Source organism: Amycolatopsis stemonae, assembly GCF_054781455.1.
Genome location: NZ_BAAGUJ010000001.1, coordinates 24,865 through 47,281 on the forward strand (window position 1 = coordinate 24,865; position 22,417 = coordinate 47,281).

Below are 22,417 nucleotides of genomic sequence, written 5' to 3' on the forward strand. Positions count from 1 at the left end.
GAAAGCCGCGGTGAACCGCGGGGGTTGTCCCCATGTCGGCCCCGCGACGGGACTGGCACTCTGGGACCCATGCCCGCCCCGACCGCGCCGCCTCGTGTCCGCCGACCCTGGTCGACGTCCGGCTGGCTTCTGCTGGTCGTGCTGGTGGTGTTCGCGTTCGGGCTGATCTCCTCGCGGCCGCCCGCCCCGCCGGACCAGGGGCCGCCCACCGGCGACGTCCTGGCCGCGCAGAACGCCATCGAGGCGCTCGTCCACCCCGGCCCCCGGCCCGACGCGCTCGCGTTGCTGCCCAAGGACTTCACCGCGCTCAGCGGCGTCACCCCGGGCGTCCTCACCGCGCGCGACGGCACCGTCCGCGCCGTGCACGTCGACGGCGGCTGCTCGACCCCGTGGGGCGACGACAACACGAAGTGGGACTACGCCGTGCCGTGCAAGTCCCACGACCTCGGCTACGACCTGCTGCGCTACGCCGACCGCAAGGGCCACCCGCTCGGCCCGGAAGTCCGCGAGGCCCTCGACAACCAGCTGTCCCACGACATGCACCACGCGTGCGACCTCAACCCGATGGGCTCGGCGGGCACCTGCCGGGTCGTCGCGTCGCTGTACTCGGCCGGCCTGGTCCTCAACTCGTGGCACCAGCGCTGGGGCCCACCGGTCGGCGACCCGATCGGCCCGATGGTCGCCGGCGTGCTCGTGATCGGCCTGCTGCTGGTCGTCCGGCTGCGCGGCTGGCTGAAGGCCCGCCGCGAGCCCCGCCTGCCCGTGCCCGCCGACGTCCCGCCGTCGGTCACGCGGTGGGCCCTGCTCGGCGCCGGCGGCGTCGTCCTCCTGCTCGTCGGCGAGTCGGTCACGGCCCTCGCGCACTGGGCCGGGGCGGCCGAGACGGCGCTGTGGCCGCTGACGTGGCTCGCGCAGCTGGCTCCGCTGATCTTCTTCGCCGGCGGCCACGCCAACGCGGCCGGCTGGCGCACGGAACAGGCCGAGGGCGGCGGCTACCGCCATTACCTCGCCGAACGCGCCAGCCCGCTGCTGCGCCCGGCGCTGATCTTCGCCGTCGTCGCGCTGCTGACGCCGCTGGCGCTCGAACTCCTCGGCATCCCGGCGGGCACGACCGCGACCGTCATGCGGATCGCGCTGCACCCGTTGTGGCTGCTCGGGGTCTACCTGCTGACGATCGTCTGCGCGCCCCCGCTGCTGGCCCTGCACCGCCGGGCGCCGGTGAGCGCGGCCGCGGGACTGCTCGCGCTGGTCGTCGGCGGTGAGCTCGCCGCCGACGCGACCGGCTCGCCGTTGCCCCGCTTCGCCGCGACGTTCGCCCTCGCGCTCCTCGCCCAGCAGCTCGCCTTCGCGCACGCGGACGGCGTCCGCCCGTCACGACGTCTGCTCGCCGCGGCCGCCGCGACCGGGGTGGCGGGCCTCGTCGTGGCGAGCGTCCTGCGGGACGGGCCACCCGTCCTGCTCGGCAGCCCGGGCGCCCCGGCGGCGTTCTCGGCCCCGCCGTGGGGCGTGCTCCTGCTCGGCCTGGTGCAGCTGGGGGTGCTCGGGCTCCTGGCCGGCCCGCTGACGCGCCTGGCCGACCGGCCGGGCGTCGCCGTCGCCTGCCGGTTCGTGGTGCGCGCGCCGATGAGCCTCTACCTGGCGTTCCTGGCCGGGATGCTGCTGCTCGTGGCCGTCGTCCACCTGCCCGGCCGGATCGCGGACGGCCTGAGCTGGCTGGCCCGGCCGCGCACGCTGGTCGCCGTCGGGCTGCTCGCGGTGCCCGCCACCCTCGTGTTCTGGTGGTTCGAGCGGCACAGCCACGGCGCGCGGCGGCCGCGGGCGGCCGAGCTCCCCGGCCGCCGGGCGGTGCTGCTGACCAGGGCCGCGGCCGGGTTCGGCATCGGTTACGCGACGCTCGGCGTGTTCGGCTTCGCGCTGACCCGCTTCGGCGTGGTGGCCGCCGACGCCGACCTGCTGGGCCTGCGGCTCGACCCGATCCAGAGCCTGGTGCACCTGCTGCTCGGGGTGTTCCTGCTGCACACGATCCGCCTCGGCGCGGGCGCGGCGACCGGCACCTGGCTGGCCACGGCGCTGGCCTGCGTGCCCTCCCTGCTGTTCGCCGCCGACGGCGGAGGCACATCCGAACTCCTCGGCGTCACCCTCCACGCGGCGACCGCCGGATTCGCACTGCTCGCGACCGCCGGCACCCTGCTGCCCGCCCGCAGCCCGGCGAACGCGACGCCCTGACCAGGCGCGACCGGCTCGCCCGCTCGCCCACGGCAGCGGCACGTCCCCACTTCCCGCCGCCCCGCCAACGCGACACCCTGACCAGGCGCGACCAGCCCACCCGCTCCCCCACAGCACCAGCACGCCCCCACTCCCCGCCACCCCGCCAACGCGACACCCTGACCAGGCGCGACCAGCCCACCCGCTCCCCCACAGCACCAGCACGCCCCAACTCCCCGCCGCCCCGCCAACGCGACGCCCTGACCAGGCGCGACCGGCTCGGGTGCGGGAAAATGGGTGGTGCGTGCCACAGTCGCGGGGGGATGTGTAACGCTACGGCAACCAGGTGAGGGCACCATGCGTCCCAACCCCAGGACCACCGATCGATGCAGTGAGGAGCAGCCCGCGTGGATCACCCGCCTCGGAATGGGCAAGGCGGCCGCCGTCCTGTCCGGCCCGGGACGGACGAGCCAGGCCGGCGCACCCCACCGCCGCGCCGCCCGGCGCCCCGCCGTGAACCGGTGGACGCGCGCCGCGTGGCGCCGCCGCGCGGGCCGGCCCCGCGGGCCCGCCGCAACTCCTTCCGCGGCGCGAAGATCGCGCTGGCCGTCGTGTCGCTGCTGGTGATGGGCCTGACCGGGTACGCGTGGGCCGCCATGCAGGGCCTGGTCAACGGCCTGAACTACGCGAACGTGATCAGCGACGGCGGCGGGGGCGACAAGCCCGCCGACGGCGCCCGCGACATCCTGCTCGTCGGCCTCGACAGCCGCACCGACGCGCAGGGCAACCCGCTGCCGCGCGAGGTGCTCGACGAGCTGCGCGCCGGCGAGTCCGACGGCGAGCTCAACACGGACTCGCTGATCTTCGTGCACATCCCGAACGACGGCAGCAAGGCCGTCGCGATGTCGCTGCCGCGCGACTCCTACGTCGACATCCCCGGCTTCGGCAGGCACAAGATCAACTCGGCGTACGCGCGGGCGATGCTGCAGGCCCGCAAGGACCTGCAGAAACAGGGTGTCACCGACCCCAAGGACCTCGACGTCCAGGCCAACCAGGCCGGGGCCAAGGAGCTGATCCAGACGGTCGAGAAGCTCACCGGGTCGACCATCGACAACTACGCCGCGGTCAACCTGCTCGGCTTCAGCGACATCACCAAGGCCATCGGCGGCGTCGACGTCTGCCTGAAGAACAACGTCAAGGACGAGTACTCCGGGGCGAACTTCACCAAGGGCCAGCACACGATCTCCGGCGTCGAGGCGCTCGAGTTCGTCCGGCAGCGCCACGGCCTGCCCAACGGCGACCTCGACCGGGTCGTCCGGCAGCAGGTGTTCATGGCGGGCATGGCCCGCAAGGTGCTCTCGGCCGGCACGCTCACCAACCCGTCGAAGCTGAACGACCTGATCGACGCCATCAAGAAGTCGGTCGTGCTCAACCAGAACTGGGACATCCTCGGGTTCGCCCAGCAGATGAAGGGCCTGACCGGCGGCCAGCTCGAGTTCCGCACCATCCCGGTGAAGAACGTCGAGTACAAGACGCCCGAGGACGGCACCGCCATCCAGGTCGACCCCGCCGAGATCAAGCAGTTCGTGCAGAGCCTCGCCGGACCGCAGCAGGGCCAGCCTTCGCAGCCGTCCGCCCCGCAGGCCGACCCGGCGAACAAGGCGACCACGGTCGACGTCCGCAACGCCTCGGGCAAGACGGGCCTGGCCGCGAGCGTCGCCAAGACCCTCGAAGGCAAGGGCTTCACCTCCGGCGACACGGCGAACGCGACCGCGCGCAAGACCACGGTGATCTGGGTGCCCAAGGGCGGCAAGGACAAGGGCCAAGCCGTCGCCGACGCGCTCGGCGGCTCGCCCACGGTCCAGGAGGACAAGAGCGTGGCGGCCGGGCACGTGATGGTCTTCCTCGGCTCCGACTACGAAGGCACGGCTTCCGACGCGGGCGCCGGCTCCGGCGCGGCCGCGGGCCCGACTTCACAGGCCCCCGCACCGCCGCCCGCCGACGAAGACAAGCCGATCACCGCCGAAGGCGTTCCCTGCGTCAACTGACGTCCTACCAGCCCGTTCACCGGGAACGTCGGCGTTTCCGATGAAGCTGCAAAATGCAACTTGCACTCTCAGCTACCCGCCGTTAACCCGATCGGCCTAACTCGCGCAATCGGTATCAAAGACATGCCCGGAATCGCGTAAGGCCGGGGCTCCCGCGCACTTACATATCCGTGAGGGTGCACCTGCACGGGAAAACTTGTCACCACCGTGCGGGTGCCGCGGGAGAGCACGGCAGGGGACATTGATGTGCTGATCGACGCTGAGGAGTACCAGCGGATACTCGGGGACGAGCTCCGCAAGCTCCGGCGCAGCCGAGGGTGGACGCGCAAGGAGCTGAACCAGCACCTGCAGAGCGAGATTTCGCTGCAGACGCTGGCCACCTACGAATTGGGCACGAGACAGTGCTCCGTCGTGCGCCTGGTCGAACTGTGCGTCGCGATGGACGAGCTCCCCCAGGACCTGCTGGCCAAGGTGCACCGCCGCGTGTTCGTCGACGAGCCCGGCCGGGTCCGCGTCGACCTGCGCAAGCTCGTCGCCGACGCCCCCGCCGACCTGCTCCCGCTGCGCCGCTGGGCCGACGACCGGCTGCGCCAGGCCGGCGAGCACGGCGCCGCCGAGGTCGCCCTGGACCTGCCGGCCCTGGAGCGCATGGCCGAGCTGTGCGACCTGCCGACCGTCGACCTCATCGCCCACCTGCGCCGGTACGCCTCCCGCTGATCCCCCGCGGTCGTGAGTGTTCAGGGCGGTCCCCACCGCCCTGAACACTCACGAGCGTCAGCCGACCAGGAAGTCCTCGCGGCGCACCTTGCGCGTGTCGAGCCAGTAGCGCCAGGTGAAGCCGGGCCAGATCGTCCGGTTGACGCCCTTGGCGTCCAGGTACCAGCTCTTGCAGCCCCCGCGCGTCCAGATGCCCTTCGCCAGCTTGCGCTGGATGGCGGCGTTGAACCGCTCCTGCACCTCGGGCTTCGGCTCGATGGCCTTCCCGCGGGCCAGCCGCAGCGCCTCGGCGACGTAGGAGATCTGGGCCTCGATCATGAAGACGACCGAGTTGTGCCCGAGGCCGGTGTTCGGGCCGAGCAGGAAGAACAGGTTCGGGAAGCCGGCGACGGTGATCCCGAGGTGCGTCCGCATCCCCTCGGTCGCCCACTCCTTGCCGAGGTTGCGCCCGTCGCGGCCGACGATCTCCAGGTCGTCGAAGGCGTCGGTGACGTGGAAGCCGGTGCCGTAGACGATCACGTCGGCCTCGTGCTCGACGCCCGCCGCGTCGACGACGCTGCGCTCCCGGACCTCCTTCACGCCCTCGGTGACGACGTCGACGTTGTCCCGCGCCAGCGCCGGGTAGTAGTCGTTGGAGATGAGCACGCGCTTGCAGCCCATGGTGTAGTCCGGGGTCACCTTGCGCCGCAACGCCGGGTCGGTGATCGCGCGGTCGATGTTGCGCTTGGCCAGCCGCTGCCCGAGCTTCATCACCCAGGACTGGCCGTTGAAGCCGATCGCACGCGCTTCGAGCATCCAGTACAGCAGGGTGCGGTAGGCGCGCTGGGCCGGCGGGAACGCCTTGAACAGCGTGCGGGCCCGCCCGGACATCTCGTGGTCGGCCTTCGGCATGATCCACGGCGGCGTGCGCTGGAACAGCGTCAGCTCTTCGACGTCCGGGGCGATCTTCGGCACGAACTGGACCGCGCTGGCGCCGGTGCCGATCACGGCGACCTTCTTGCCCTTCAGGTCGACGTCGTGGCGCCACCGCGCGGAGTGGTAGGCCGGACCTTCGAACTTCTCGATCCCGGGCAGCTCCGGGATCATCGGCAGGTGCAGCGCGCCGACCCCGGCGACCAGCGCGGTCCCGACGAACTCGTCGCCGCCCCTCGTGGCGACGTGCCATCGGTTCCCCTCGGCGTCCCAGCGGGCGCCGGTCATCTCCTGACCGAAGCGGACGAACTTCCGCAGGTCGTACTTGTCGGCGACCTCGCGCATGTACCGCCAGATCTCCGGCTGCGGCGAGTACGCCCGCGACCAGCCCGGGTTCTGCTCGAAGGAGAAGGAGTACATGTGCGACGGGATGTCGCAGGCGCACCCGGGGTAGCTGTTGTCCCGCCAGGTGCCGCCGACGTCGTCCGCCTTCTCGAGGATGACGAAGTCGTCGCGGCCCTCCTTGCGCAGCTGGATCGCCATGCCGAGACCGGAGAACCCGGTCCCGACGATGACGACCCCGGTCTCCGTGCGGTTGCCCATCGCGCCTCCCGGTTACTGTTACCCGTCGTCCATCTTACTCAGAGTAGGTTACTAGCGGTAGAGTGTGACCCGTGACCACCGCGAAGCGCAAGCGCATGCCCCGGGCCGAGCGCGAACGACAGATGATCGAGGTCGCCGAAGAGGTCTTCTCAGCGCGCGGCTACGCGGCAGCGTCCATGGACGAGATCGCCGAACTCGTGGGCGTCTCCAAACCGATGCTCTACGAGTACTTCAACTCGAAGGAAGGCCTGCTCCTGGCCTGCATCCGACAGTCCCGCGCGATACTGCGCGAGGTCACCGAGCAGGCGACCATCGGCGCGGCCACCGCCGAGGACGCCCTGCGCCGCGGCCTCCTGGCCTTCTTCGTCTTCATCCGCGAGCGACGCCAGGCCTGGTCCCTGCTCCGGCACGAGATGGCCCTCATCGGCACCCCGGCCGCCGACGAGGTCGAGGAAACCCGGCGCCAGCAAACCGACCTCATCGCCGCCCTCATGAGCGGCCACTTCGACAGCGGCGACGAACTGCGCGCCGAAGCCGCCGCGGAATTCGTGGTCGGCGCGTGCGAACGCCTCGCGATCTGGTGCGAGCGACACGACGAAGTGAGCCCCGAGACCGCCACCGAATACGCCATGGACGTGCTGTGGAGCGGCCTCCAGCACCGTGCACGGTAAAATGCAAGTGCATTAGGCCATTCGGTCGTTACTCAGCGCTGTCGTGTCGTGTGACACAGAGTTGCTCTACGGTATCGAAGACACGGTAGAAAGTGTGCTGGACTTTTCGCAGCCGAGAGGGGGCGCAGACACCGCGTCATGACAACGCGGTAGCGGCGTCACGGTTGTGTAAAGCATGCTGAAGAGGGAGAGGGGCGTGAGGCAGATGGTGGAAGCGATCACGGCGACATACGTCCAGGAGGACGCCGACTGGGCGATCACGGTCAGCGGACGGGAGAAGGAGCTGACCGCCCGCGCACCCGGCATCATCGCCGCCCGCGACCGAGCCGACCAGCTGGTCGAGGAACTCGCCGGCGACACCAAGACCACAGTCGTGCACCTGCTCAACGGCAGCGCGTTCGAGTTCACCCAGGCCTACATGACAGCCCGGATGACCCTCCCCAAACTGCCCCCGCTCGAGATCCCGCCCCCCGGCAGCGTCCCGAAGCAGCAGACCACCGAGAAGACCCCGGACGCCACGGCCGACAAGAAGCCGGCCCTGCCGCCGAGCAAACAGCTCCCCAAAGCCGTCGAGGAGCCCAAGCCGGCCCCCGAGACCGTCGAGAAAAAGGCCGAGCAAGCCCGCGCCTGACCCCTACTTGAGCAACTTCCGCACCAACAGGACCAGCACGAGCACACCCGCACCGATCAGCGGGTACTTCACCTTCGGGTCGTCCAGCTTGGCGCGCACACCGTCCTTCGCCGACTCCGCCAACTTCTTCGGGTCGGCCTTGACGGTCAGCTGATCGAGCGTCGACGCCAGGGCCGTCCTGGCCTGCTCGATCTCACGCTCGATCGTCTCGGGATCGCGAGCCACGTGTCCTCCTCGCCGCAGGGACTTCCACACCCCAACTTAGACGACCGCCCCACCGCCGCCCCACCGGCCACGCCGCACGCTACGCTTCCCACTACTGGAGGGCCCGTAGCCCAATTGGCAGAGGCACACGGTTTAGGTCCGTGCCAGTGAGAGTTCGAGTCTCTCCGGGCCCACGTTTCTCCTTTGCTCCGCGCTTCGCGCTTCGCCGGATCACTTCGTCGTGTCTTCTGGGGGTGCGACCCCCAGAAGACCCCGCCCGGCGGGCTTCGCCCCCGGACCCCCGCCCGGGCGGCTCCGCCCCCAGACCCCCACCGGGCGGCTCCGCCCCCAGACCCCCACCGGGCGGCTCCGCCCCCAGACCCCCACCGGGCGGCTCCGCCCCCGAACCCCGACCCGGGCGGCTTCGCCCCCAGACCCCCACCGGGCGGCTTCGCCCCCGGCTCCCTTCCCGGCGGGCTTCGCCCTCGAACCCCCACCCGGGCGGCTCCACCCCGGACCCCACCCGGCGGGCTTCGCCCCCACACCCCCACCCGGGCGGCTTCGCCCCCGGAACCGTCGTGGTTGCCTTGTCCGGTCTGGTCACCTTGGGGCGGTCGTGATGTGTGGCTTCAGTGCTTGCAGGAAGTCCGGTGCGTCGAAGATCTCTCCCGCCGGGGCCACGCCTTTTGTCTTCGTCCGGCCGGTCAGGATTCGGTCCGCCGCCTCCACCGCCAGTGGGGCGCTCACCGCGTAGATGTCCTGGCCCCGTGCGACGATTCGGCGTTCTTCGCTGCCCGCGCGCACCACGACGTCCACCACGAACGTTTCGGCCTCGGTGCGCGGGGCGGCCGTCGACAGCTGGTTGGCCGCGTTGAGCGTCATGTAGCTCGTGACCGTGGGGACCTTCAGGTGCCTGGGAATCGTCACGATGTCCGCCATCGAGAACTCCCCGAACACCCGGCGGGTGCCCAGGGGTTCCGGGAACGGCCAGTCCAGCGTCCGCAGGGCGTCATCGCGGTGCTCCAGGCGGCCGTCCGCGTAGCGGATGCGCTTGCCGGCGCGGCGGGCCCGGGACACCCTGCCCGCGGAGAGCGTTCCCGCCGTCGGCTGCCAGCCGCTCATGCCGTACGCGACGTGGACCTCGTCCGCCTCCGGCCAGTCGCCCATGGCCGTCGTTGCCAGCAGGTCCGCCAAGCCGCCGAAGAACGCCATCGCCGGGACCACCACCGTGTCCACCGCCAGCTCGAAGGTGTCCAGGTTGGCTTCGATCTCCGCCGCCACGTCCACGTACGGGACGCCCGCGCGGGCCGCGGCCTCGATCAGCGGACGCGCCGTCACCGCGAACGGGCCCGCGCAGTTGATCACCGCCGCCACGCCTTCGAAGGCCCGGTCGAGGGCGGCCGGGTCGTCGACCGGTGCCGGGCGGCCGTTCGGGAGCTGGGCCGCGTCGCGGCCGGAAAGGACCGGGGTGAAGCCGCGGTCGCGCAGTTCCCCCACCACGAACCGGCCGGTGTGCCCGTAGGCGCCGTACACGAGTACCGAAGTCATGCCCCCATCCTCACGACGGTGCGGCCGCGGCGACAGTGTCCGGAACGCCTTGATGCGTACACTTTCGGACATGCACGACGTCGCCCTGGCCGCCACCGACGGGATGCTGTCGTTCGAGCTGACCATCGCCACCGAGGTGTTCGGCGACGACCCGCGGTACGCCTTCGCCGTCTGCGGCTCGGGGCCCGTGCGCGTCGGCCGGTTCCTGCTCGAGCCGGACGACGGGCTCGACCGGCTCGCCCGTGCGGGCACGGTGCTCGTGCCGGGCTGGGCGGACGTCGACGCGGACCCGCCGGCCGACCTGGTCGAGGCGGTGCAGGCGGCCTACGCACGCGGCGCGCGGGTCGCGTCGCTCTGCACGGGCGCGTTCGTGCTCGCCGCGGCCGGGTTGCTCGACGGCCTGCGCGCGACCACCCACTGGGCGCACACCGACGTCCTCGCCGCCCGCTACCCGCGGGTGACCGTGGACCCCGACGTGCTCTACGTCGACAACGGCCGGGTGCTGACCTCGGCCGGCAAGGCCGCCGCGATGGACCTGTGCCTGCACCTGGTGCGCGCCGACCACGGCTCCGCGGCCGCCAACGCGGTGGCCCGCCGCCTCGTCGTGCCGCCGCACCGGGCCGGCGGGCAGGCCCAGTACGTCGCCACGCCGGTCCCCGCCCGCGACGACCACCCGCTGGCCGCGCTGCTGCCGTGGATCACCGCCCGGCTCGACCGGCCCCTGACCGTCGAGGACCTGGCCCGGCAGGCGAACCTGAGCACCCGCCACCTCACCCGCCACTTCCGCTCGGCAACGGGCACGACGCCGTTGCAATGGCTGCTGACCCAGCGGATCCGCCGGGCGCAGGAACTGCTGGAGCACACGGATTCCGGTGTGGACACGATCGCGGCGGCGGTCGGCATGGGCACGGCGGCGACGCTGCGGCGCCACTTCAACCGCACGGTCGGCGTGCCCCCGGACACCTACCGCCGGACGTTCCGCGGTTAGGGTTCGCCATGCAGACGTACGGATTCGTGGGGACCGGCGAACTCACCGCCGCCATCGTCGAAGGCCTCGGCACCGAGGCGTCCGTGGTCCTTTCCCCGCGCAACCACGACATCGCGCACGATCTGGCCACCCGCTTCCCGAACGTGCGGGTCTGCGGCGGCAACCAGGAGGTGCTCGACAGCGCCACGACGGTCGTCCTCGCCGTGCGGCCGCAGGTCGTCCGGGAAGTGCTGGCCGGGCTCGTCTTCCGGCCGGAGCACGTCGTGGTGAGCGCGGTCGCCGCCGTCACCGTCACCCAGGTGCGCGACTGGGTTTCGCCGGCCGGGCGGGTCGTCCGGTGCATCCCGCTGCCGACGGCCGGCCGGCGCGCGAGCCGCACCGCCATGTACCCGGACGACGCCGACGCCAGGGCCCTCTTCGAAACCGTCGGCGACGTCGTCGTCCCCGCGGACGAGACGGCGCTCGCCACCTTCAGCGCCGCCACCGCCACCTTCGCCGCGCACCTCGACCAGCTCGCCACGATCGCGGGCTGGATGGCCGAGCACGGCGTCGCCCCCGAAGACGCGAACGCCTACATCGCCCACGTCTTCGGCGAACTCGGCCACACCTTGGCCGCGCACCGGGGCACCCTCGGCGAACTGGCGCGCAAGCACGAGACGCCGGGCGGGATCAACGAGCAGTTCCGGACGGCCGTGCGCGACCCCGCCCGTGTGCGCCACGCCCTCGACGACGTCCTCGCCCGCGTGAAAGGTCAGTAGCGGACGTCGCTCCGCAGCAGCGGCGGGTACACAGTGGACGGTTCGCCGTCGACCGTCGCGCCCGCGAACTGCAGCATCGCGCGCTGGGCGCCGTGCATCGGAGCCGGATAGTCCAGCGTGGGCGCGGAAACCTCGTCCAGCACCGCGAGCTGCGCGGGCGTGAGCGTGACCTCCAGGGCCGCAAGGTTGCCGGTCAGGTGTTCCAGCCGCCGCGCGCCGACGATCGGGACCACCGTTCCGCGCCGGGCCCGCAGCCACGCCAGGGACACCGCCGCCGACGTCGTCCCCAGCTCGGCCGCGACCGACGCCACGGCGTCGATCACCGCGTACTCGGCATCGGTCGGGCCGCCGACGTAAGCCGCGCGGGCGGAGTCGGAAACCCCGGTGTCACGCCGGTACTTGCCCGACAGGAAGCCGTTCTTGAGCGGGCTCCACGGCGTCAGCGCGAGGCCCTGGTCGAGCGCGAACGGCGCCAGTTCGCCTTCGACCGTCCGCGCCAGCAGCGAGTACTCGACCTGCAGCGCGATCAACGGCGTCCAGCCGCGCAGGAGTGCCGTCGTCTGCGCCTGCGCGGTGACCCACGCCGGGGTGTTCGAGAAGCCGACGTAGCGGATCTTGCCCGCCCGGACCAGGTCGTCGAGGGTCCGCATGGTCTCCTCGACCGGCGTGTGGCGGTCCCAGTTGTGCAGCCAGTAGAGGTCGAGGTGGTCGGTGCGCAGCCGCCGCAGGGACTCGTGGAGCTGGGCGATGATCGACGCGCGGCCGGCGCCGCCGCCGTTGGGGTCGCCCGGGAACATGTTGCCGAAGAACTTCGACGCGAGCACGACGTGGTCGCGCCGGCCCGGTTGCGCGGCGAAGAAGTCGCCGAGGATCTTCTCCGAATGGCCGTTGGTGTAGAAGTTGGCCGTGTCGACGAAGTTGCCGCCTCGGTCGAGGTAGGTCGCGAGGATCTTCTCGGACTCCTCGACGCTGCAGCCGGCGCCGCCCGGGTCTTCGCCGAAAGTCATCGCGCCGAGCGCGAACGGGCTGACGCGGAGCCCGGACCGGCCGAGGGTGACGTACTGGTCGAGTGTCATGAACCGCTCCTCTGGTGTCGTTTTGACCAACACCAGAAAACCGCATTGACCCAGCTAGACGGTAGACTGATCGACGCCGGTTCTTGCACGATCCACGCAAGCGTGTTTGCTTCAGGCGCGTCGCAGTGCTTCCCTGGAGAGGTGCTGACCGAGCTTCGCGACCTCGTCGCCGCCCACGCGCGCGCCGACCTGCGCACCCCGATCCCGGGCCTGCTGCTGTCCGAAGTGGACACCAGCGAACCGGACTATTCGCTGACCGAGCCGCTGCTGGTCGTGCTGGCCCAGGGCGGCAAGCGGCTCCTGCTCGGCGAGCAGGTCCACGAGTACCGGGCCGGGCAGTACCTGCTGGTCAGCACGGACCTGCCGGTGACCGGCCATTTCCTCGGTGCGACGCCGGAGACGCCGGCCCTGGGCATGGGCCTCGCGCTGCGCCCGGCGGCCATCGCCCCGCTGCTGCTCGAAACCCCGCCCGGCCGCTGGTCGCGCACGCCACCGGCGTCGCCGATCGCGACCGGCGACGCCGGCCCGGAGCTGCTCGACGCAGCCGTCCGGCTGCTCCGGCTGCTCGACCACCCGGCGGACGCGCCGGTGCTGGCCCCGCTGGTCGAGCGCGAAATCCTGTGGCGCCTGCTGACCGGCCCGCACGGTGACCTGGTCCGCCAGATCGGCCTGGCCGACAGCGGCCTCGCGCACGTCGGGCGCGCGATCCGCTGGATCCGCGAGAACTACGCGGAGCCGATGCGGATCGAAGAGCTCGCCAAGCTGACCGGGATGAGCCCGTCGGCGTTCCACCGGCACTTCCGCGGGGTGACGGCCCTGAGCCCGCTGCAGTTCCAGAAGCGCATCCGCCTGCAGGAAGCCCGTTCGCTGCTCCTGGCCGGCGCGGCGGACATCGCGGGCGTGGGCCACCTGGTCGGCTACGACAGCCCCTCCCAGTTCAACCGCGAGTACCGCCGCCTGTTCGGAGCCCCACCGGGCCAGGACGCGGCCCGCCTCCGCGCGGCGGCCGCTCCGGGACCGCGGCTGCCTTGAGGTCCGATCCGGTCGGGACCGCCCGAGTCCGACCAACCCGCGCAGCCACCTGCGACCCCGGCGGCCCGAGGTCCGATCCGTTCAAGACCGCCGCGCCCGCCGGTGCGAGGCTGACCGCATGGCTGTGAACCTTTCCGCGGCAGCGTCCTTCATGGCGACGCACGCCCGGCTCCTCGACCGACGCCGCTTCGAGTTGCTCCGCGGCGAAACGACCGCCGACGCCGTACTGGCCGCCGTCGACGGTTACCGCAATCCCGACGGGGGCTACGGCTGGGGCCTCGAGCCCGATCTGCGGGCGCCCGAGAGCCAGCCCGGCGGAGCCCTCCACGCCTTCGAAGTGTTCGAAGAAATCGGCACCTCCCCGCACTCCGCGCCCCTGTGCGACTGGCTCGCGTCCGTCTCCACCCCGGACGGCGGGCTGCCGTTCGCCCTGCCGGTGGCGGACCCGGCGGGGTGCGCGCCCTTCTGGGCCCAAGCCGACCCGGAGCGGGCCACGCTGCAGAGCACGGCGTTCGCGGCCGGCGTCGCCTTGCGCGTCGCCCGCCACGACCAGGCAGTGCGGGAACACCCGTGGCTCGCGGCGGCGACGCAGTACTGCTTCCGCGAAATCCGCGCCATCGCCGAGGCGCCGCACGCGATCGAGCTGTCGTTCGCGGTCGGCATGGTGGACGCGGCCCACGACTTCCACCCGGAGACGGCCGAACTCCTGGACCGGCTGGCGCCGTACGTCTCACCCGACGGACTGGTCCCCGTAGCCGGCGGCTCCGAGGGCGAAACGTTGCGCGCACTGGACTTCGCGCCCCTGCCGGACCGTCCGGCCCGCGCGCTGTTCAAGGCCGAGGTGATCGACGCGGAGCTGCGGCGCCTGGCGGACGAGCAGCAGGACGACGGCGGCTGGCGGGTCGACTTCGCGAGCTACTCGCCCGCGGCGGAGCTCGAATGGCGCGGCTACGCGACCGTCCGCGCGGTCTCGATCCTGCAGCGCAACGGAGTCGTCTGAGCTTCTACACCACCGCCGCCGGGCTTCACTCGGCCGTGGACTCTCGGGTCACCGACAGTCACCGGCACGCGGCTTCCGGTGTGCGCGGCCGAACCCGTACTGTGACGGGGAAGCCGGTGCCCGGAGGTGGAGGATGTCGTCGCGCAACCCGTTGAGCTGGTTCGCCCGGTGGGCCGACTGGTTCGAGGAACGCGGCGTGTACGTGCCCGGCGAGGAGAGCCGCGCCGTTGATCCGGTCCGGGATTTCGGCTGGCTGATGGCCTCCTGGGTGGCCGGGGTGGCGATCTTCATCCTGTTGTTCGCGCTCGCGGTTTAAGTGGCATGTCGGTGGTGATTGTCACCACCCGTGCCGTTCCGGTCACGGATTGGCCACGGGGCGGCACCAGGTGCGCGACAACCCCCGGTGGCGCCTCGTAACCGAGCGGGATCACGGCCAGAGTGGAGCGGGTTCGCCCGGCACGCCCCCGATGCCGAACGGCACCCCCGACCCGCCGACTGGAGTACCCGCAATGGCGCTCGCGCGCACGTGCAAGATCATGTTCACCACAGGACTGCTTTCCCTGGCGGTGGCGTGCGGGGTCCCCGCGGCTCAGGACGGCACCGCCGCGCTCGGCGCGGGCGGTGGCCAGGCGGGCGCCAGCGCGGCGCAGGCGGGCAACGACCTCAAGTTCGGCGCGGACCACCGGTTCGCCAGCGGGGTCACCATCTCGGTCGGCTCGCCCAAGTCCTTCACGCCCAGTGCTTCGGCGTACCCGCACAGCCCGCGCGGCGCGGCCTTCGACGTCGAGCTGACGAACGACGGCGCGACGACGTACAAGCTCTCGGGTCTCACCGTGACGGCCACCACGGCGGGCGCGCCGGTCAAGCAGGTCGCGGACACCACCCAGGGCTTCACGGGCATCGCGGACGCGGGCAAGGACGTCCTGCCGGGCCGCTCGGTGCACGTCACGCTGGCCTTCGCGGTGCCGCAGGAGCCGACCCAGCTGCGGCTGCAGATCCGCCAGAGTGCTGCAGATGCCGCTGTCGCCACCTATTGCGGGCCCGCCTGACGTTAGGCTCGGAGGCATGACCGAGCGACTCTCCCCGGGTGACGACGCCCCCGACTTCACCCTGCCCGACAGCGAGGGCAAGGACGTCTCCCTGCGCGACTTCCGCGGCCAGTCCGTGGTCGTGTACTTCTACCCGGCCGCGAGCACGCCGGGCTGCACCAAGCAGGCCTGCGACTTCCGCGACAACCTCTCGGAGCTCAACGACGCCGGCTACCAGGTCATCGGCATCTCGCCGGACAAGCAGGCGAAGCTCGCGAAGTTCGTCGCGAACGAGAAGCTGACCTTCCCGCTGCTGGGCGACCCGGAGAAGACCGTCCTGAACGAGTGGGGCGTGTACGGCGAGAAGAAGAACTACGGCAAGACCTACATGGGCGTCATCCGCTCGACGTTCGTGGTCGACCCGGAGGGCAAGATCGCCCACGCCTTCTACAACGTCCGCGCGAGCGGCCACGTGGCGAAGCTGACCCGCGACCTCGGCCTGGCTTCCTGATCACCGGCTGACCACTCGCCCACCGCACACGGTCCCAGCACGCAGCAAGCCGCGGAGGTCACATCCCCTCAATGTGGCCTCCGCAGACTTGAGCTTCAGCCTTCGGCGAGTTCCCGCAGCGCCGGGAGCAGGGCCCGCAACGCCAGGCCCCGGTGGGACTGGGCGTCCTTTTCGGACGGCGCCATCTCCGCCGACGTCCGCGACTCGCCGTCCGGGACGAAGATCGGGTCGTACCCGAAGCCGTTCGTGCCCCGCCGCTCGCGCACCAGGGATCCGCGCCACTCGCCGCGGACCACGGTCTCCTCGCCGGAAGCCAGGACCAACGCGGCCGCGCAGACGAACTGCGCCCCGCGCCGCTCGTCCGGCACGTCGCCGAGCTGGGCGAGCACGAGGTCCAGGTTCGCCTCGTCGTCGCCGTGCTTGCCCGACCAGCGGGCCGACAGCACGCCCGGCATGCCGTTCAACGCGTCGACCGCGATGCCCGAGTCGTCGGCGATCGCCGGAAGACCCGTGGCCGCGACGGCGTCCCGGGCCTTGGCGACCGCGTTGCCCTCGAAGTCCGGCGCCGTCTCGGGCTCCTCCGGGAACGGCGGGACGTCGGCGAGGCCGAGCACCTCGATGCCGGAAATCCCTTCGGCGTCGAGAATGCGCCGCAGCTCGCCCAGCTTCTTCGCGTTGCGCGTGGCCAGAAGCAGCTTCGTCACTTCGAGCCCTTCTTCCTGTCCGGACGCGGCTCCGGCAGCTCGCCGGGGTACGGCAGCGCCAGGGCCTCGTTCTGCAGCCGGGTCAGCTCTTCGCAGCCCGCCAGGGCCATGTCCAGCATGGTGTCCAAAGTGGACCGGGCGAAGGTCGCGCCCTCGCCGGTGCCCTGGACCTCGATCAGCGTGCCCGCGTCCGTGGCCACCACGTTCATGTCGACCTCGGCGCGCGAGTCCTCCTCGTACGGCAGGTCGAGCCGCACGCGGCCGTCGACCACGCCGACGCTCACCGCGGCCACCGACGACGACAGCGGCTGCGGGTCGTTGAGCCGGTTCGCCGCGCCCAGCCACGTGATCGCGTCCGCCAGCGCGACGTAGCCGCCGGTCACCGCGGCCGTGCGGGTGCCGCCGTCGGCCTGGATGACGTCGCAGTCGATGACGATCGTGTTCTCGCCCAGCGCCGCCAGGTCGATGCAGGCACGCAGCGAACGCCCGATCAGCCGCGAGATCTCGTGCGTGCGACCGCCGATCCGGCCCTTGACCGACTCGCGGTCACCGCGGGTGTTGGTCGCGGACGGCAGCATCGCGTATTCGGCGGTCACCCAGCCGAGGCCGGACCCGGCCCGCCAGCGCGGCACGCCTTCGGTGACGCTCGCCGCGCACAGCACCCGCGTGTTGCCGAATTCGATCAGCACGGACCCCGCCGGCCACTGCTGGAACCCCCGGGTGATCTTGATGTCCCGGAGCTGGTCGTCGTTCCTGCCATCTTTTCGAGCCACGGGAGCACTCTAGGACCGCCCGCACCCGGCCCTCGCACCGCGTCGGGCCCCGTGCAATTCATCACACGTTGACTTCCGGGCCGCGCCGGGCGCAAAATTCATCACATGATGAATGGGATCGGGTGGGCGCTGAAGGCGCTGGGTACCGCGGCCGTGGGCGCGATCGCCGTCCTGACGCTGCGCGACAAGCTGCCCGCTCCCGCCGACGTGCTCGCCGCCCTGCGCACGGCCGACGCCCGGTGGCTGGTCGCCGGCGCGGCCGCCGAGTTCGCCTCGATGGCGATGTTCGCCCGGCAGCAACGCCGCCTGCTCATCGCGTTCGGCGTCCGGCTGCCCCGGCACCGCGCGCTCGCGCTGTCCTACAGCCGCTCCGCCCTCTCGATCAGCCTCCCCGCGGGCTCGGCGGTGTCGGCCGCCTACGCCTTCCGCCAGTTCCGCGCGGGCGGCGCCGACCGCGCGGCCGCGACGTCGGTCATGGTGCTCTCCGGGTTGCTGTCCTTCGCCGGGCTGGCACTCCTGTACGTCACCGGCGGGCTGCTGCGCCTCGGCGTCGGCCCCGCCGTGGGCGCCCTGGTCGCGACCGGGCTCGTCGCCTGGTTGGTGGTGCGCCGTCCCGCGCGGCCGCCGAAGGTCCACAAGGGACGCGCGGCGCCGCTGTTCGACGCCCTCGCGACGGCCCGCGACGTCGCCCCGCGGCACTGGACGCTCGCCCTCGCCGCGGCCGCCGCGAACTGGCTCACCGACCTGCTCTGCCTGTCCGCCGCGGCTCGCGCGTTCGACCTGCCCCTCACCGTCGCGCAGCTCGCCGGCGTCTACCTCACCGTGCAGGTGGTCCGGCAGATCCCGCTCACGCCCGGCGGCATCGGCGTGATCGAAGCGAGCCTGCTCGCCGGCCTCGTTTCGGCGGGCGCCGCGCACCCGGCCGCGGCCGCCGCCGTGCTCGCCTACCGGCTGCTGTCCTGCTGGCTGGTCCTGCCTCTCGGCCTGGCCGGCTGGCTGGTGCTGCGCCGCTCACACGTCGTAGACGGCGCCCTGCTTGACGACCTCGGCCCCCGGGAACTCGGCGGAAGCCTCGGCGAGAACCGCGCCGGCGTCGGTCCACGGCGCGATGTGCGTGAGCAGCAGCCGGCCGACACCGGCGTCGCGCGCCAGCTCGCCCGCCTGCTTCCCCGACAGGTGCACCCCGGCCGGGCGCTCCGCCGAGTCCGTCCAGGACGCCTCCGCGAGCAGCAGGTCGACGCCGTCGGCGAGCTCGTTCAGCGCCCGGCACGGCCCGGTGTCGCCGGTGAACGCCAGGATCCGGCCGCCGTAGGCGATGCGCAGGCCGTACGCCGGGGTCGGGTGGTCGACCTCGACCGCGACGACGTCGAACGGCCCGATCCGGAACGGCTCGGCCCGCAGCGGGTGGAAGTCGTAGACGTCGGTGAGGTCCGTGGTGGCCCGCTCGGTCTCGTTGGGCGCGTACGCGTTCGCCAGCCGCAGGGGCGCGTCGTGCGGCGCGTACAGCGGCAGCAGGCGCGGACGCGCCGGGTACGGCGGCGCCGGGTGGTAGCGCCGCAGGACGGTGAGCGCGCTGACGTCGGCGCAGTGGTCCGGGTGCAGGTGCGTGAGCACCAGCGCGTCCAGGTCGAACGGGTCGGCCACGGCCTGCAACTGCGCCAGCGTGCCGTTGCCGAGCTCGAGACCGAGCAGGAAGCCCTCGGCCTCGACCAGGTAGCCGGACGCGGCGGTGTTCGGCCCGGGGATGCTGCCGGAGCACCCGAGGATGGTCAGTCGCACTTCGACACCCTAAGCGCCCGGCGCGTCGATCACGCGGTGGTGGGAGCGAGGACACCCGGGGCGAACCCCATGAACCGCGCCGCCAGCCGGGTGAACGGCTCGGCCGAGCCGGTGGCGAGGAACTCGTGCCGCGGCGGCTCCTGCCGGGCCGACAGCAGATCCCGCTCGGTGAGCACCCGGACGACGTCCTTGGCCGTCTCCTCCGCGCTCGAAACCAGGGTGACCTCCTGGCCCATCACGATCTGGAGCACGCCCTGCAGCAGCGGGTAGTGCGTGCAGCCGAGCACGAGCGTGTCGACCTCGGCGTCGAGCAGCGGCTCCAGGTAGCCCTGCGCGAGTCCGAGGACCTGCCGCCCGGTCGTGATGCCACGCTCGACGAAGTCGACGAACCGCGGGCAGGCGACGCTGGTGAGCGTGATCCCCGGCGCCGCGGCGAACGCGTCCTCGTAGGCGCGCGACCGCACGGTGCCCTCGGTGCCGATCACGCCGACCCGGCCGGAGTGCGTGGCCACGACGGCGCGGCGCGCGGCGGGCAGGACGACCTCGATCACCGGCACGTCGTAGCGCTCCCGCGCGTCGCGCAGGCAGGCCGCGGACGCCGTGTTGCACGCGATGACGAGGGCCTTCACGCCGCTCTCGACGATCTCGTCGAGCGCCTCGAGCGCGTAGCGGCGGGCGGTGGCGATCGGGAGCGGGCCGTACGGGTTGCGCGCCGTGTCGCCGACGTAGCGGAGCTGTTCGGCGGGCAATTGCTCGAGCAGCGCCCTCGCGACGGTCAGCCCGCCGACGCCGGAATCGAACACGCCGATCGGGGCATCAGCGGGCGAAGACGTCACCCGTCGAGGTTACCCGGGGGCGCGGGCACCGGTTTCCGCGACTTGCCCGTGCGGCTGGTCAGCCACGCCGCGAGGACACCGGCCAGCGCGCCGAAGACGTGCCCCTGCCAGGAAACGCCGGGGTTGCCCGGCAGCAGCCCGGCCAGCATGCCGCTCCACACGCCGAGCAGCACCACCGCGACCAGGATCTGCCCGGCCGCGCGGTTGAAGATGCCGCGCACCAGCAGGTAGGCGAGCCAGCCGAAGGCCAGCCCGGACGCGCCGACGGTGACCGTGTTCGCCGGCCCGATCAGCCAGACCCCGAGCCCGGACACCACCCAGATGATGGCCGTGACCAGGGCGAACCGGCCGATCCCGGCGGCCATGGCGAGGAAGGAGAACAGCAGCACCGGCACGGTGTTCGCGAACAGGTGCGACCAGCCGGTGTGCAGCAGCGGCGCGAACAGCACCCCGTCGAGACCCGACAGCTCCCGCGAATGGATGCCGCCCTGGTCGAGGTCGCCGGGCAGGATCACGTCCGCCAGCTCGACCAGGTAGAGCAGCAGGGTGAACGAGAGCGCGACGATGGCGGCCGCCCGCGGTCTCGGCGGCAGCACGCGCTTGGCCGCATCGGTTTCCGGGGCCGGGTTCACGGGCAAAGTGCTCACGTCCTCGACGCTACGTCGCGATCAGCGGGTCCGCCTCGGGTGAATTCCCTGATCCGGGGTTTTTGTCGGTGGTCGCCGCTAGCGTCTGTGGCATGGGGAACTTCGACGTCACCGGATACCTCGAGCGGCTCGGCCTCGGCGCCGAGCCGCCCGGTCTCGACGCCCTTCGGCGGCTGCACGCGGCGCACGTCGAGCGCGTGCCGTACGAGGCGCTGGAGGTCCAGCTCGAGCGCCCGACACCGCTGGAGCCGTCGGCCTCGCTCGCGCGGATCCTGCGTGGCCGCGGCGGGTACTGCTACCACCTGAACGGCGCGTTTTCGGAGCTGCTGGGCGCACTCGGCTACCAGGTCACGCGCCACCTCGGCGGGGTGCAGGGCAGCGCGGCCGACGCGCCGAACATCGACCGGAACCACCTGGCGCTGACCGTCACCGGTCTGCCCGAAGACCCGTCGGCGAGCTGGCTGGTCGACGCCGGGCTGGGCGACGGCATCCACGAGCCGCTCCCCCTCCAGGAAGGCGCGTACACGCAGGGCCCGCACACCTACCGGCTCCGGCCGTCGGAGGTGGCGCCCGGCGGCTGGCGGTTCGACCACGACCCGTCGGGCAGCTTCGCCGGCTTCGACTTCGCACCCGGCGAGGCGGAGATGAGCGACTTCGCGGCGAAGCACGCCTGGCTGTCGAGCGCGCCGGAGTCCGGGTTCGTCCGGGTGTGCGTGCTGCAACGGCGTGACGCGACGGGCGTCGACACCCTGCGGGCGCTGACCCTGAACCGCCACGGCGCGAAGGAGCTCGTCGAGTCCCCGGACGGCTGGTGGACGGCCGCGGCGGACGTCTTCGGCATCACCCCGGACCTGTTCACGGCCGAGGAGCGCGAGCGGCTGTGGCGCAAGGTCGTGGCGCAGCACGAGGCCCACGCGGGAGGGTCGGTGATCAGCGTGTGACCGGGCCCGGTGGCAGTGGCGCCTTGCCCAGGGCGTGGTCGACGGCGGCTTCGGCGTGCAGGCGCGTCGTGGGGAACGTCGGCACGGGCGAGTCCTCCGGGTCGACGAGCAGCTCGATCTCGGTGCACCCGTAGATCACGCCTTCGGCACCCGCCTCGACCAGCCGGGCGATCACCTCGCGGTAGGCCTGCCGCGAGGTCTCCTCGACGACGCCGAGCACCAGCTCGTCGTAGATGACGCGGTGCACGAGGTCGCGGTCTTCGGCGCCCGGCACGAGCACGTCGAGGCCGTGCGCGGCGAGCCGGTCGCGGTAGAACGGCTGACCCATGGTGAACCCGGTGCCCAGCAGCCCGACCCGGCGGATCCCGGCGGCCTTGATGGCGGCGGCGGTCGCGTCGGCGAGGTGCAGCAGCGGGATGCCGAGGCCGTCGGTCAGCTCGTCGGCGACCTTGTGCATGGTGTTGGTGCAGAGCACGACGAAGTCGGCCCCGGCCGCTTCCAAGGCGCGGGCGGCGCGGTTCAGCTCGGCGCCGGCGTCGGCCCAGCGGTCTTCGGCCTGCATGGCCTCGATCGCGGCGAAGTCGACGGAGTAGAGCACCGTCCGTGCCGAGTGGAACCCGCCGAGCACGGCTTTCACCCGTTCGTTGACGAGCCGGTAGTACTCCAGCGAAGATTCCCAGCTCATCCCGCCGAGCAGCCCGATGACCTTCATGCCGTTCAGCATGCCCGAACCGCGCCCGGCTTTCGCCAGGCGTGGTCGAAGAGGCATCACCCGTGATTGAAGAGGCATCACCCGCGATTGGAG

General features: G+C 72.1%; 24 protein-coding genes, 1 tRNA gene and 1 pseudogene. 15 read left to right on the forward strand and 11 right to left on the reverse strand.

Going from position 1 to position 22,417, the window contains the following annotated elements; all coding sequences use genetic code 11:
- Positions 1 to 69 precede the first annotated feature (69 nt).
- From ACYVLJ_RS00145 to ACYVLJ_RS00155, 3 genes are all read left to right on the forward strand, one after another.
- Positions 70 to 2,226, forward strand: a complete 2,157-nt coding sequence (locus tag ACYVLJ_RS00145; RefSeq protein WP_460437354.1) for a phospholipase A2 — start codon at positions 70 to 72, stop codon at positions 2,224 to 2,226.
- Positions 2,227 to 2,612: 386 nt separating this feature from the next.
- Positions 2,613 to 4,253, forward strand: coding sequence for an LCP family protein (locus ACYVLJ_RS00150; RefSeq protein ID WP_460437355.1), 1,641 nt, complete (start codon positions 2,613 to 2,615; stop codon positions 4,251 to 4,253).
- Positions 4,254 to 4,499: 246 nt separating this feature from the next.
- Positions 4,500 to 4,970, forward strand: coding sequence for a helix-turn-helix domain-containing protein (locus ACYVLJ_RS00155; protein WP_451967627.1), 471 nt, complete (start codon positions 4,500 to 4,502; stop codon positions 4,968 to 4,970).
- Between the two features lie 57 nt (positions 4,971 to 5,027).
- On the opposite strand, the gene ACYVLJ_RS00160 is transcribed toward ACYVLJ_RS00155, so the two are convergent.
- Complete coding sequence (locus ACYVLJ_RS00160; protein WP_460437356.1) at positions 5,028 to 6,485, reverse strand: flavin-containing monooxygenase; 1,458 nt, start codon at positions 6,483 to 6,485, stop codon at positions 5,028 to 5,030.
- 71 nt (positions 6,486 to 6,556) lie between these two features.
- Between ACYVLJ_RS00160 and ACYVLJ_RS00165 the strand changes: the two genes are divergently transcribed.
- Both ACYVLJ_RS00165 and ACYVLJ_RS00170 read left to right on the forward strand, forming a co-directional pair.
- Positions 6,557 to 7,156: a TetR/AcrR family transcriptional regulator gene (locus ACYVLJ_RS00165; RefSeq protein WP_460437357.1), complete on the forward strand. Its 600-nt coding sequence runs from the start codon at positions 6,557 to 6,559 to the stop codon at positions 7,154 to 7,156.
- A 205-nt stretch (positions 7,157 to 7,361) separates the two neighbouring features.
- Complete coding sequence (locus ACYVLJ_RS00170; protein WP_451969788.1) at positions 7,362 to 7,787, forward strand: hypothetical protein; 426 nt, start codon at positions 7,362 to 7,364, stop codon at positions 7,785 to 7,787.
- Positions 7,788 to 7,790: 3 nt separating this feature from the next.
- On the opposite strand, the gene ACYVLJ_RS00175 is transcribed toward ACYVLJ_RS00170, so the two are convergent.
- Positions 7,791 to 8,012 (reverse strand): DUF3618 domain-containing protein, encoded by a 222-nt coding sequence (locus ACYVLJ_RS00175; RefSeq protein ID WP_460437358.1) that lies wholly within the window; start codon positions 8,010 to 8,012, stop codon positions 7,791 to 7,793.
- Between the two features lie 99 nt (positions 8,013 to 8,111).
- Between ACYVLJ_RS00175 and ACYVLJ_RS00180 the strand changes: the two genes are divergently transcribed.
- A tRNA-Leu gene (locus ACYVLJ_RS00180) sits at positions 8,112 to 8,185 on the forward strand.
- A 406-nt stretch (positions 8,186 to 8,591) separates the two neighbouring features.
- Here the strand turns inward: ACYVLJ_RS00180 and ACYVLJ_RS00185 are convergent.
- Positions 8,592 to 9,539 (reverse strand): saccharopine dehydrogenase family protein, encoded by a 948-nt coding sequence (locus ACYVLJ_RS00185; protein ID WP_460437359.1) that lies wholly within the window; start codon positions 9,537 to 9,539, stop codon positions 8,592 to 8,594.
- 70 nt (positions 9,540 to 9,609) lie between these two features.
- Here ACYVLJ_RS00185 and ACYVLJ_RS00190 point away from each other — a divergent pair, with 70 nt between their 5' ends.
- Together ACYVLJ_RS00190 and ACYVLJ_RS00195 are read left to right on the forward strand one after the other, a co-directional pair.
- Entirely contained in the window at positions 9,610 to 10,527 is a 918-nt protein-coding gene (locus tag ACYVLJ_RS00190) for a helix-turn-helix domain-containing protein (protein WP_451967636.1), read from the forward strand.
- Positions 10,528 to 10,535: 8 nt separating this feature from the next.
- Positions 10,536 to 11,285 carry an NAD(P)-binding domain-containing protein gene (locus ACYVLJ_RS00195; RefSeq protein WP_460437360.1) on the forward strand — a complete coding sequence of 250 codons (750 nt, stop codon included), beginning with the start codon at positions 10,536 to 10,538 and terminating at the stop codon, positions 11,283 to 11,285.
- Here the strand turns inward: ACYVLJ_RS00195 and ACYVLJ_RS00200 are convergent.
- Positions 11,279 to 12,361: an aldo/keto reductase gene (locus ACYVLJ_RS00200; RefSeq protein WP_460437361.1), complete on the reverse strand. Its 1,083-nt coding sequence runs from the start codon at positions 12,359 to 12,361 to the stop codon at positions 11,279 to 11,281. The two genes, ACYVLJ_RS00195 and ACYVLJ_RS00200, sit on opposite strands and share 7 nt — an antisense overlap.
- Before the next feature lie 141 nt (positions 12,362 to 12,502).
- On the opposite strand from ACYVLJ_RS00200, the gene ACYVLJ_RS00205 reads away from it, so the two are divergent.
- The 5 genes from ACYVLJ_RS00205 to bcp all read left to right on the forward strand — a co-directional run bounded on the left by ACYVLJ_RS00205 (position 12,503) and on the right by bcp (position 15,932).
- The gene (locus ACYVLJ_RS00205) at positions 12,503 to 13,393 is read left to right on the forward strand and encodes an AraC family transcriptional regulator (RefSeq protein WP_451967642.1); all 891 of its coding nucleotides are present in this window, start codon (positions 12,503 to 12,505) and stop codon (positions 13,391 to 13,393) included.
- A gap of 118 nt (positions 13,394 to 13,511) precedes the next feature.
- Positions 13,512 to 14,393, forward strand: coding sequence for a hypothetical protein (locus tag ACYVLJ_RS00210; RefSeq protein WP_460437362.1), 882 nt, complete (start codon positions 13,512 to 13,514; stop codon positions 14,391 to 14,393).
- Positions 14,394 to 14,526: 133 nt separating this feature from the next.
- Complete coding sequence (locus tag ACYVLJ_RS00215) at positions 14,527 to 14,709, forward strand: hypothetical protein (RefSeq protein WP_451967646.1); 183 nt, start codon at positions 14,527 to 14,529, stop codon at positions 14,707 to 14,709.
- A gap of 193 nt (positions 14,710 to 14,902) precedes the next feature.
- Positions 14,903 to 15,442 (forward strand): hypothetical protein, encoded by a 540-nt coding sequence (locus ACYVLJ_RS00220; protein ID WP_451967647.1) that lies wholly within the window; start codon positions 14,903 to 14,905, stop codon positions 15,440 to 15,442.
- 16 nt (positions 15,443 to 15,458) lie between these two features.
- Positions 15,459 to 15,932, forward strand: a complete 474-nt coding sequence (gene bcp, locus ACYVLJ_RS00225) for a thioredoxin-dependent thiol peroxidase (protein ID WP_451967648.1) — start codon at positions 15,459 to 15,461, stop codon at positions 15,930 to 15,932.
- Between the two features lie 95 nt (positions 15,933 to 16,027).
- Here the strand turns inward: bcp and rdgB are convergent, their stop codons facing one another.
- From rdgB to ACYVLJ_RS00240, 3 genes are all read right to left on the reverse strand, one after another.
- Entirely contained in the window at positions 16,028 to 16,636 is a 609-nt protein-coding gene (gene rdgB / locus ACYVLJ_RS00230; protein WP_460437363.1) for an RdgB/HAM1 family non-canonical purine NTP pyrophosphatase, read from the reverse strand.
- The gene (gene rph / locus ACYVLJ_RS00235) at positions 16,633 to 17,409 is read right to left on the reverse strand and encodes a ribonuclease PH (RefSeq protein ID WP_460437364.1); all 777 of its coding nucleotides are present in this window, start codon (positions 17,407 to 17,409) and stop codon (positions 16,633 to 16,635) included. The genes rdgB and rph overlap by 4 nt, the downstream gene beginning before the upstream one ends.
- Positions 17,410 to 17,510: 101 nt before the next feature.
- Entirely contained in the window at positions 17,511 to 17,723 is a 213-nt protein-coding gene (locus tag ACYVLJ_RS00240) for a hypothetical protein (protein ID WP_460437365.1), read from the reverse strand.
- Here ACYVLJ_RS00240 and ACYVLJ_RS00245 point away from each other — a divergent pair.
- Positions 17,653 to 18,333, forward strand: a pseudogene (locus ACYVLJ_RS00245) (lysylphosphatidylglycerol synthase domain-containing protein); the annotation flags it as partial. The gene ACYVLJ_RS00240 and the pseudogene ACYVLJ_RS00245 sit on opposite strands and share 71 nt — an antisense overlap.
- 87 nt (positions 18,334 to 18,420) lie before the next feature.
- Here the strand turns inward: ACYVLJ_RS00245 and ACYVLJ_RS00250 are convergent.
- From ACYVLJ_RS00250 to ACYVLJ_RS00260, 3 genes are read right to left on the reverse strand one after another with little or no spacing between them, the layout of a single operon-like run.
- Positions 18,421 to 19,188, reverse strand: a complete 768-nt coding sequence (locus ACYVLJ_RS00250) for an MBL fold metallo-hydrolase (protein WP_451967650.1) — start codon at positions 19,186 to 19,188, stop codon at positions 18,421 to 18,423.
- Between the two features lie 29 nt (positions 19,189 to 19,217).
- Complete coding sequence (gene murI / locus ACYVLJ_RS00255; RefSeq protein ID WP_451967651.1) at positions 19,218 to 20,024, reverse strand: glutamate racemase; 807 nt, start codon at positions 20,022 to 20,024, stop codon at positions 19,218 to 19,220.
- Positions 20,021 to 20,671, reverse strand: coding sequence for a rhomboid family intramembrane serine protease (locus tag ACYVLJ_RS00260; RefSeq protein ID WP_460437366.1), 651 nt, complete (start codon positions 20,669 to 20,671; stop codon positions 20,021 to 20,023). The genes murI and ACYVLJ_RS00260 overlap by 4 nt, the downstream gene beginning before the upstream one ends.
- 92 nt (positions 20,672 to 20,763) lie before the next feature.
- Here ACYVLJ_RS00260 and ACYVLJ_RS00265 point away from each other — a divergent pair, with 92 nt between their 5' ends.
- On the forward strand, positions 20,764 to 21,612 hold the full coding sequence (locus tag ACYVLJ_RS00265) for an arylamine N-acetyltransferase family protein (protein WP_460437367.1): 849 nt from the start codon (positions 20,764 to 20,766) through the stop codon (positions 21,610 to 21,612).
- Here ACYVLJ_RS00265 and ACYVLJ_RS00270 read toward each other — a convergent pair.
- Positions 21,602 to 22,324 carry an aspartate/glutamate racemase family protein gene (locus ACYVLJ_RS00270; protein ID WP_460437987.1) on the reverse strand — a complete coding sequence of 241 codons (723 nt, stop codon included), beginning with the start codon at positions 22,322 to 22,324 and terminating at the stop codon, positions 21,602 to 21,604. The two genes, ACYVLJ_RS00265 and ACYVLJ_RS00270, sit on opposite strands and share 11 nt — an antisense overlap.
- Positions 22,325 to 22,417: the final 93 nt, after the last annotated feature.

Bases quoted from the DNA above. Each gene is read 5' to 3' on its own strand.
- ACYVLJ_RS00160 (WP_460437356.1), bottom strand. From the start codon at position 6,485: ATGGGCAACCGCACGGAGACCGGGGTCGTCATCGTCGGGACCGGGTTC.
- ACYVLJ_RS00210 (WP_460437362.1), top strand. From the start codon at position 13,512: ATGGCTGTGAACCTTTCCGCGGCAGCGTCCTTCATGGCGACGCACGCC.
- ACYVLJ_RS00215 (WP_451967646.1), top strand. From the start codon at position 14,527: ATGTCGTCGCGCAACCCGTTGAGCTGGTTCGCCCGGTGGGCCGACTGG.
- ACYVLJ_RS00145 (WP_460437354.1), top strand. From the start codon at position 70: ATGCCCGCCCCGACCGCGCCGCCTCGTGTCCGCCGACCCTGGTCGACG.
- ACYVLJ_RS00220 (WP_451967647.1), top strand. From the start codon at position 14,903: ATGGCGCTCGCGCGCACGTGCAAGATCATGTTCACCACAGGACTGCTT.
- ACYVLJ_RS00200 (WP_460437361.1), bottom strand. From the start codon at position 12,361: ATGACACTCGACCAGTACGTCACCCTCGGCCGGTCCGGGCTCCGCGTC.
- ACYVLJ_RS00170 (WP_451969788.1), top strand. From the start codon at position 7,362: ATGGTGGAAGCGATCACGGCGACATACGTCCAGGAGGACGCCGACTGG.
- ACYVLJ_RS00190 (WP_451967636.1), top strand. From the start codon at position 9,610: ATGCACGACGTCGCCCTGGCCGCCACCGACGGGATGCTGTCGTTCGAG.
- ACYVLJ_RS00195 (WP_460437360.1), top strand. From the start codon at position 10,536: ATGCAGACGTACGGATTCGTGGGGACCGGCGAACTCACCGCCGCCATC.
- ACYVLJ_RS00265 (WP_460437367.1), top strand. From the start codon at position 20,764: ATGGGGAACTTCGACGTCACCGGATACCTCGAGCGGCTCGGCCTCGGC.
- ACYVLJ_RS00240 (WP_460437365.1), bottom strand. From the start codon at position 17,723: ATGAGCAGGCGGCGTTGCTGCCGGGCGAACATCGCCATCGAGGCGAAC.
- ACYVLJ_RS00270 (WP_460437987.1), bottom strand. From the start codon at position 22,324: ATGAAGGTCATCGGGCTGCTCGGCGGGATGAGCTGGGAATCTTCGCTG.
- bcp (WP_451967648.1), top strand. From the start codon at position 15,459: ATGACCGAGCGACTCTCCCCGGGTGACGACGCCCCCGACTTCACCCTG.
- ACYVLJ_RS00185 (WP_460437359.1), bottom strand. From the start codon at position 9,539: ATGACTTCGGTACTCGTGTACGGCGCCTACGGGCACACCGGCCGGTTC.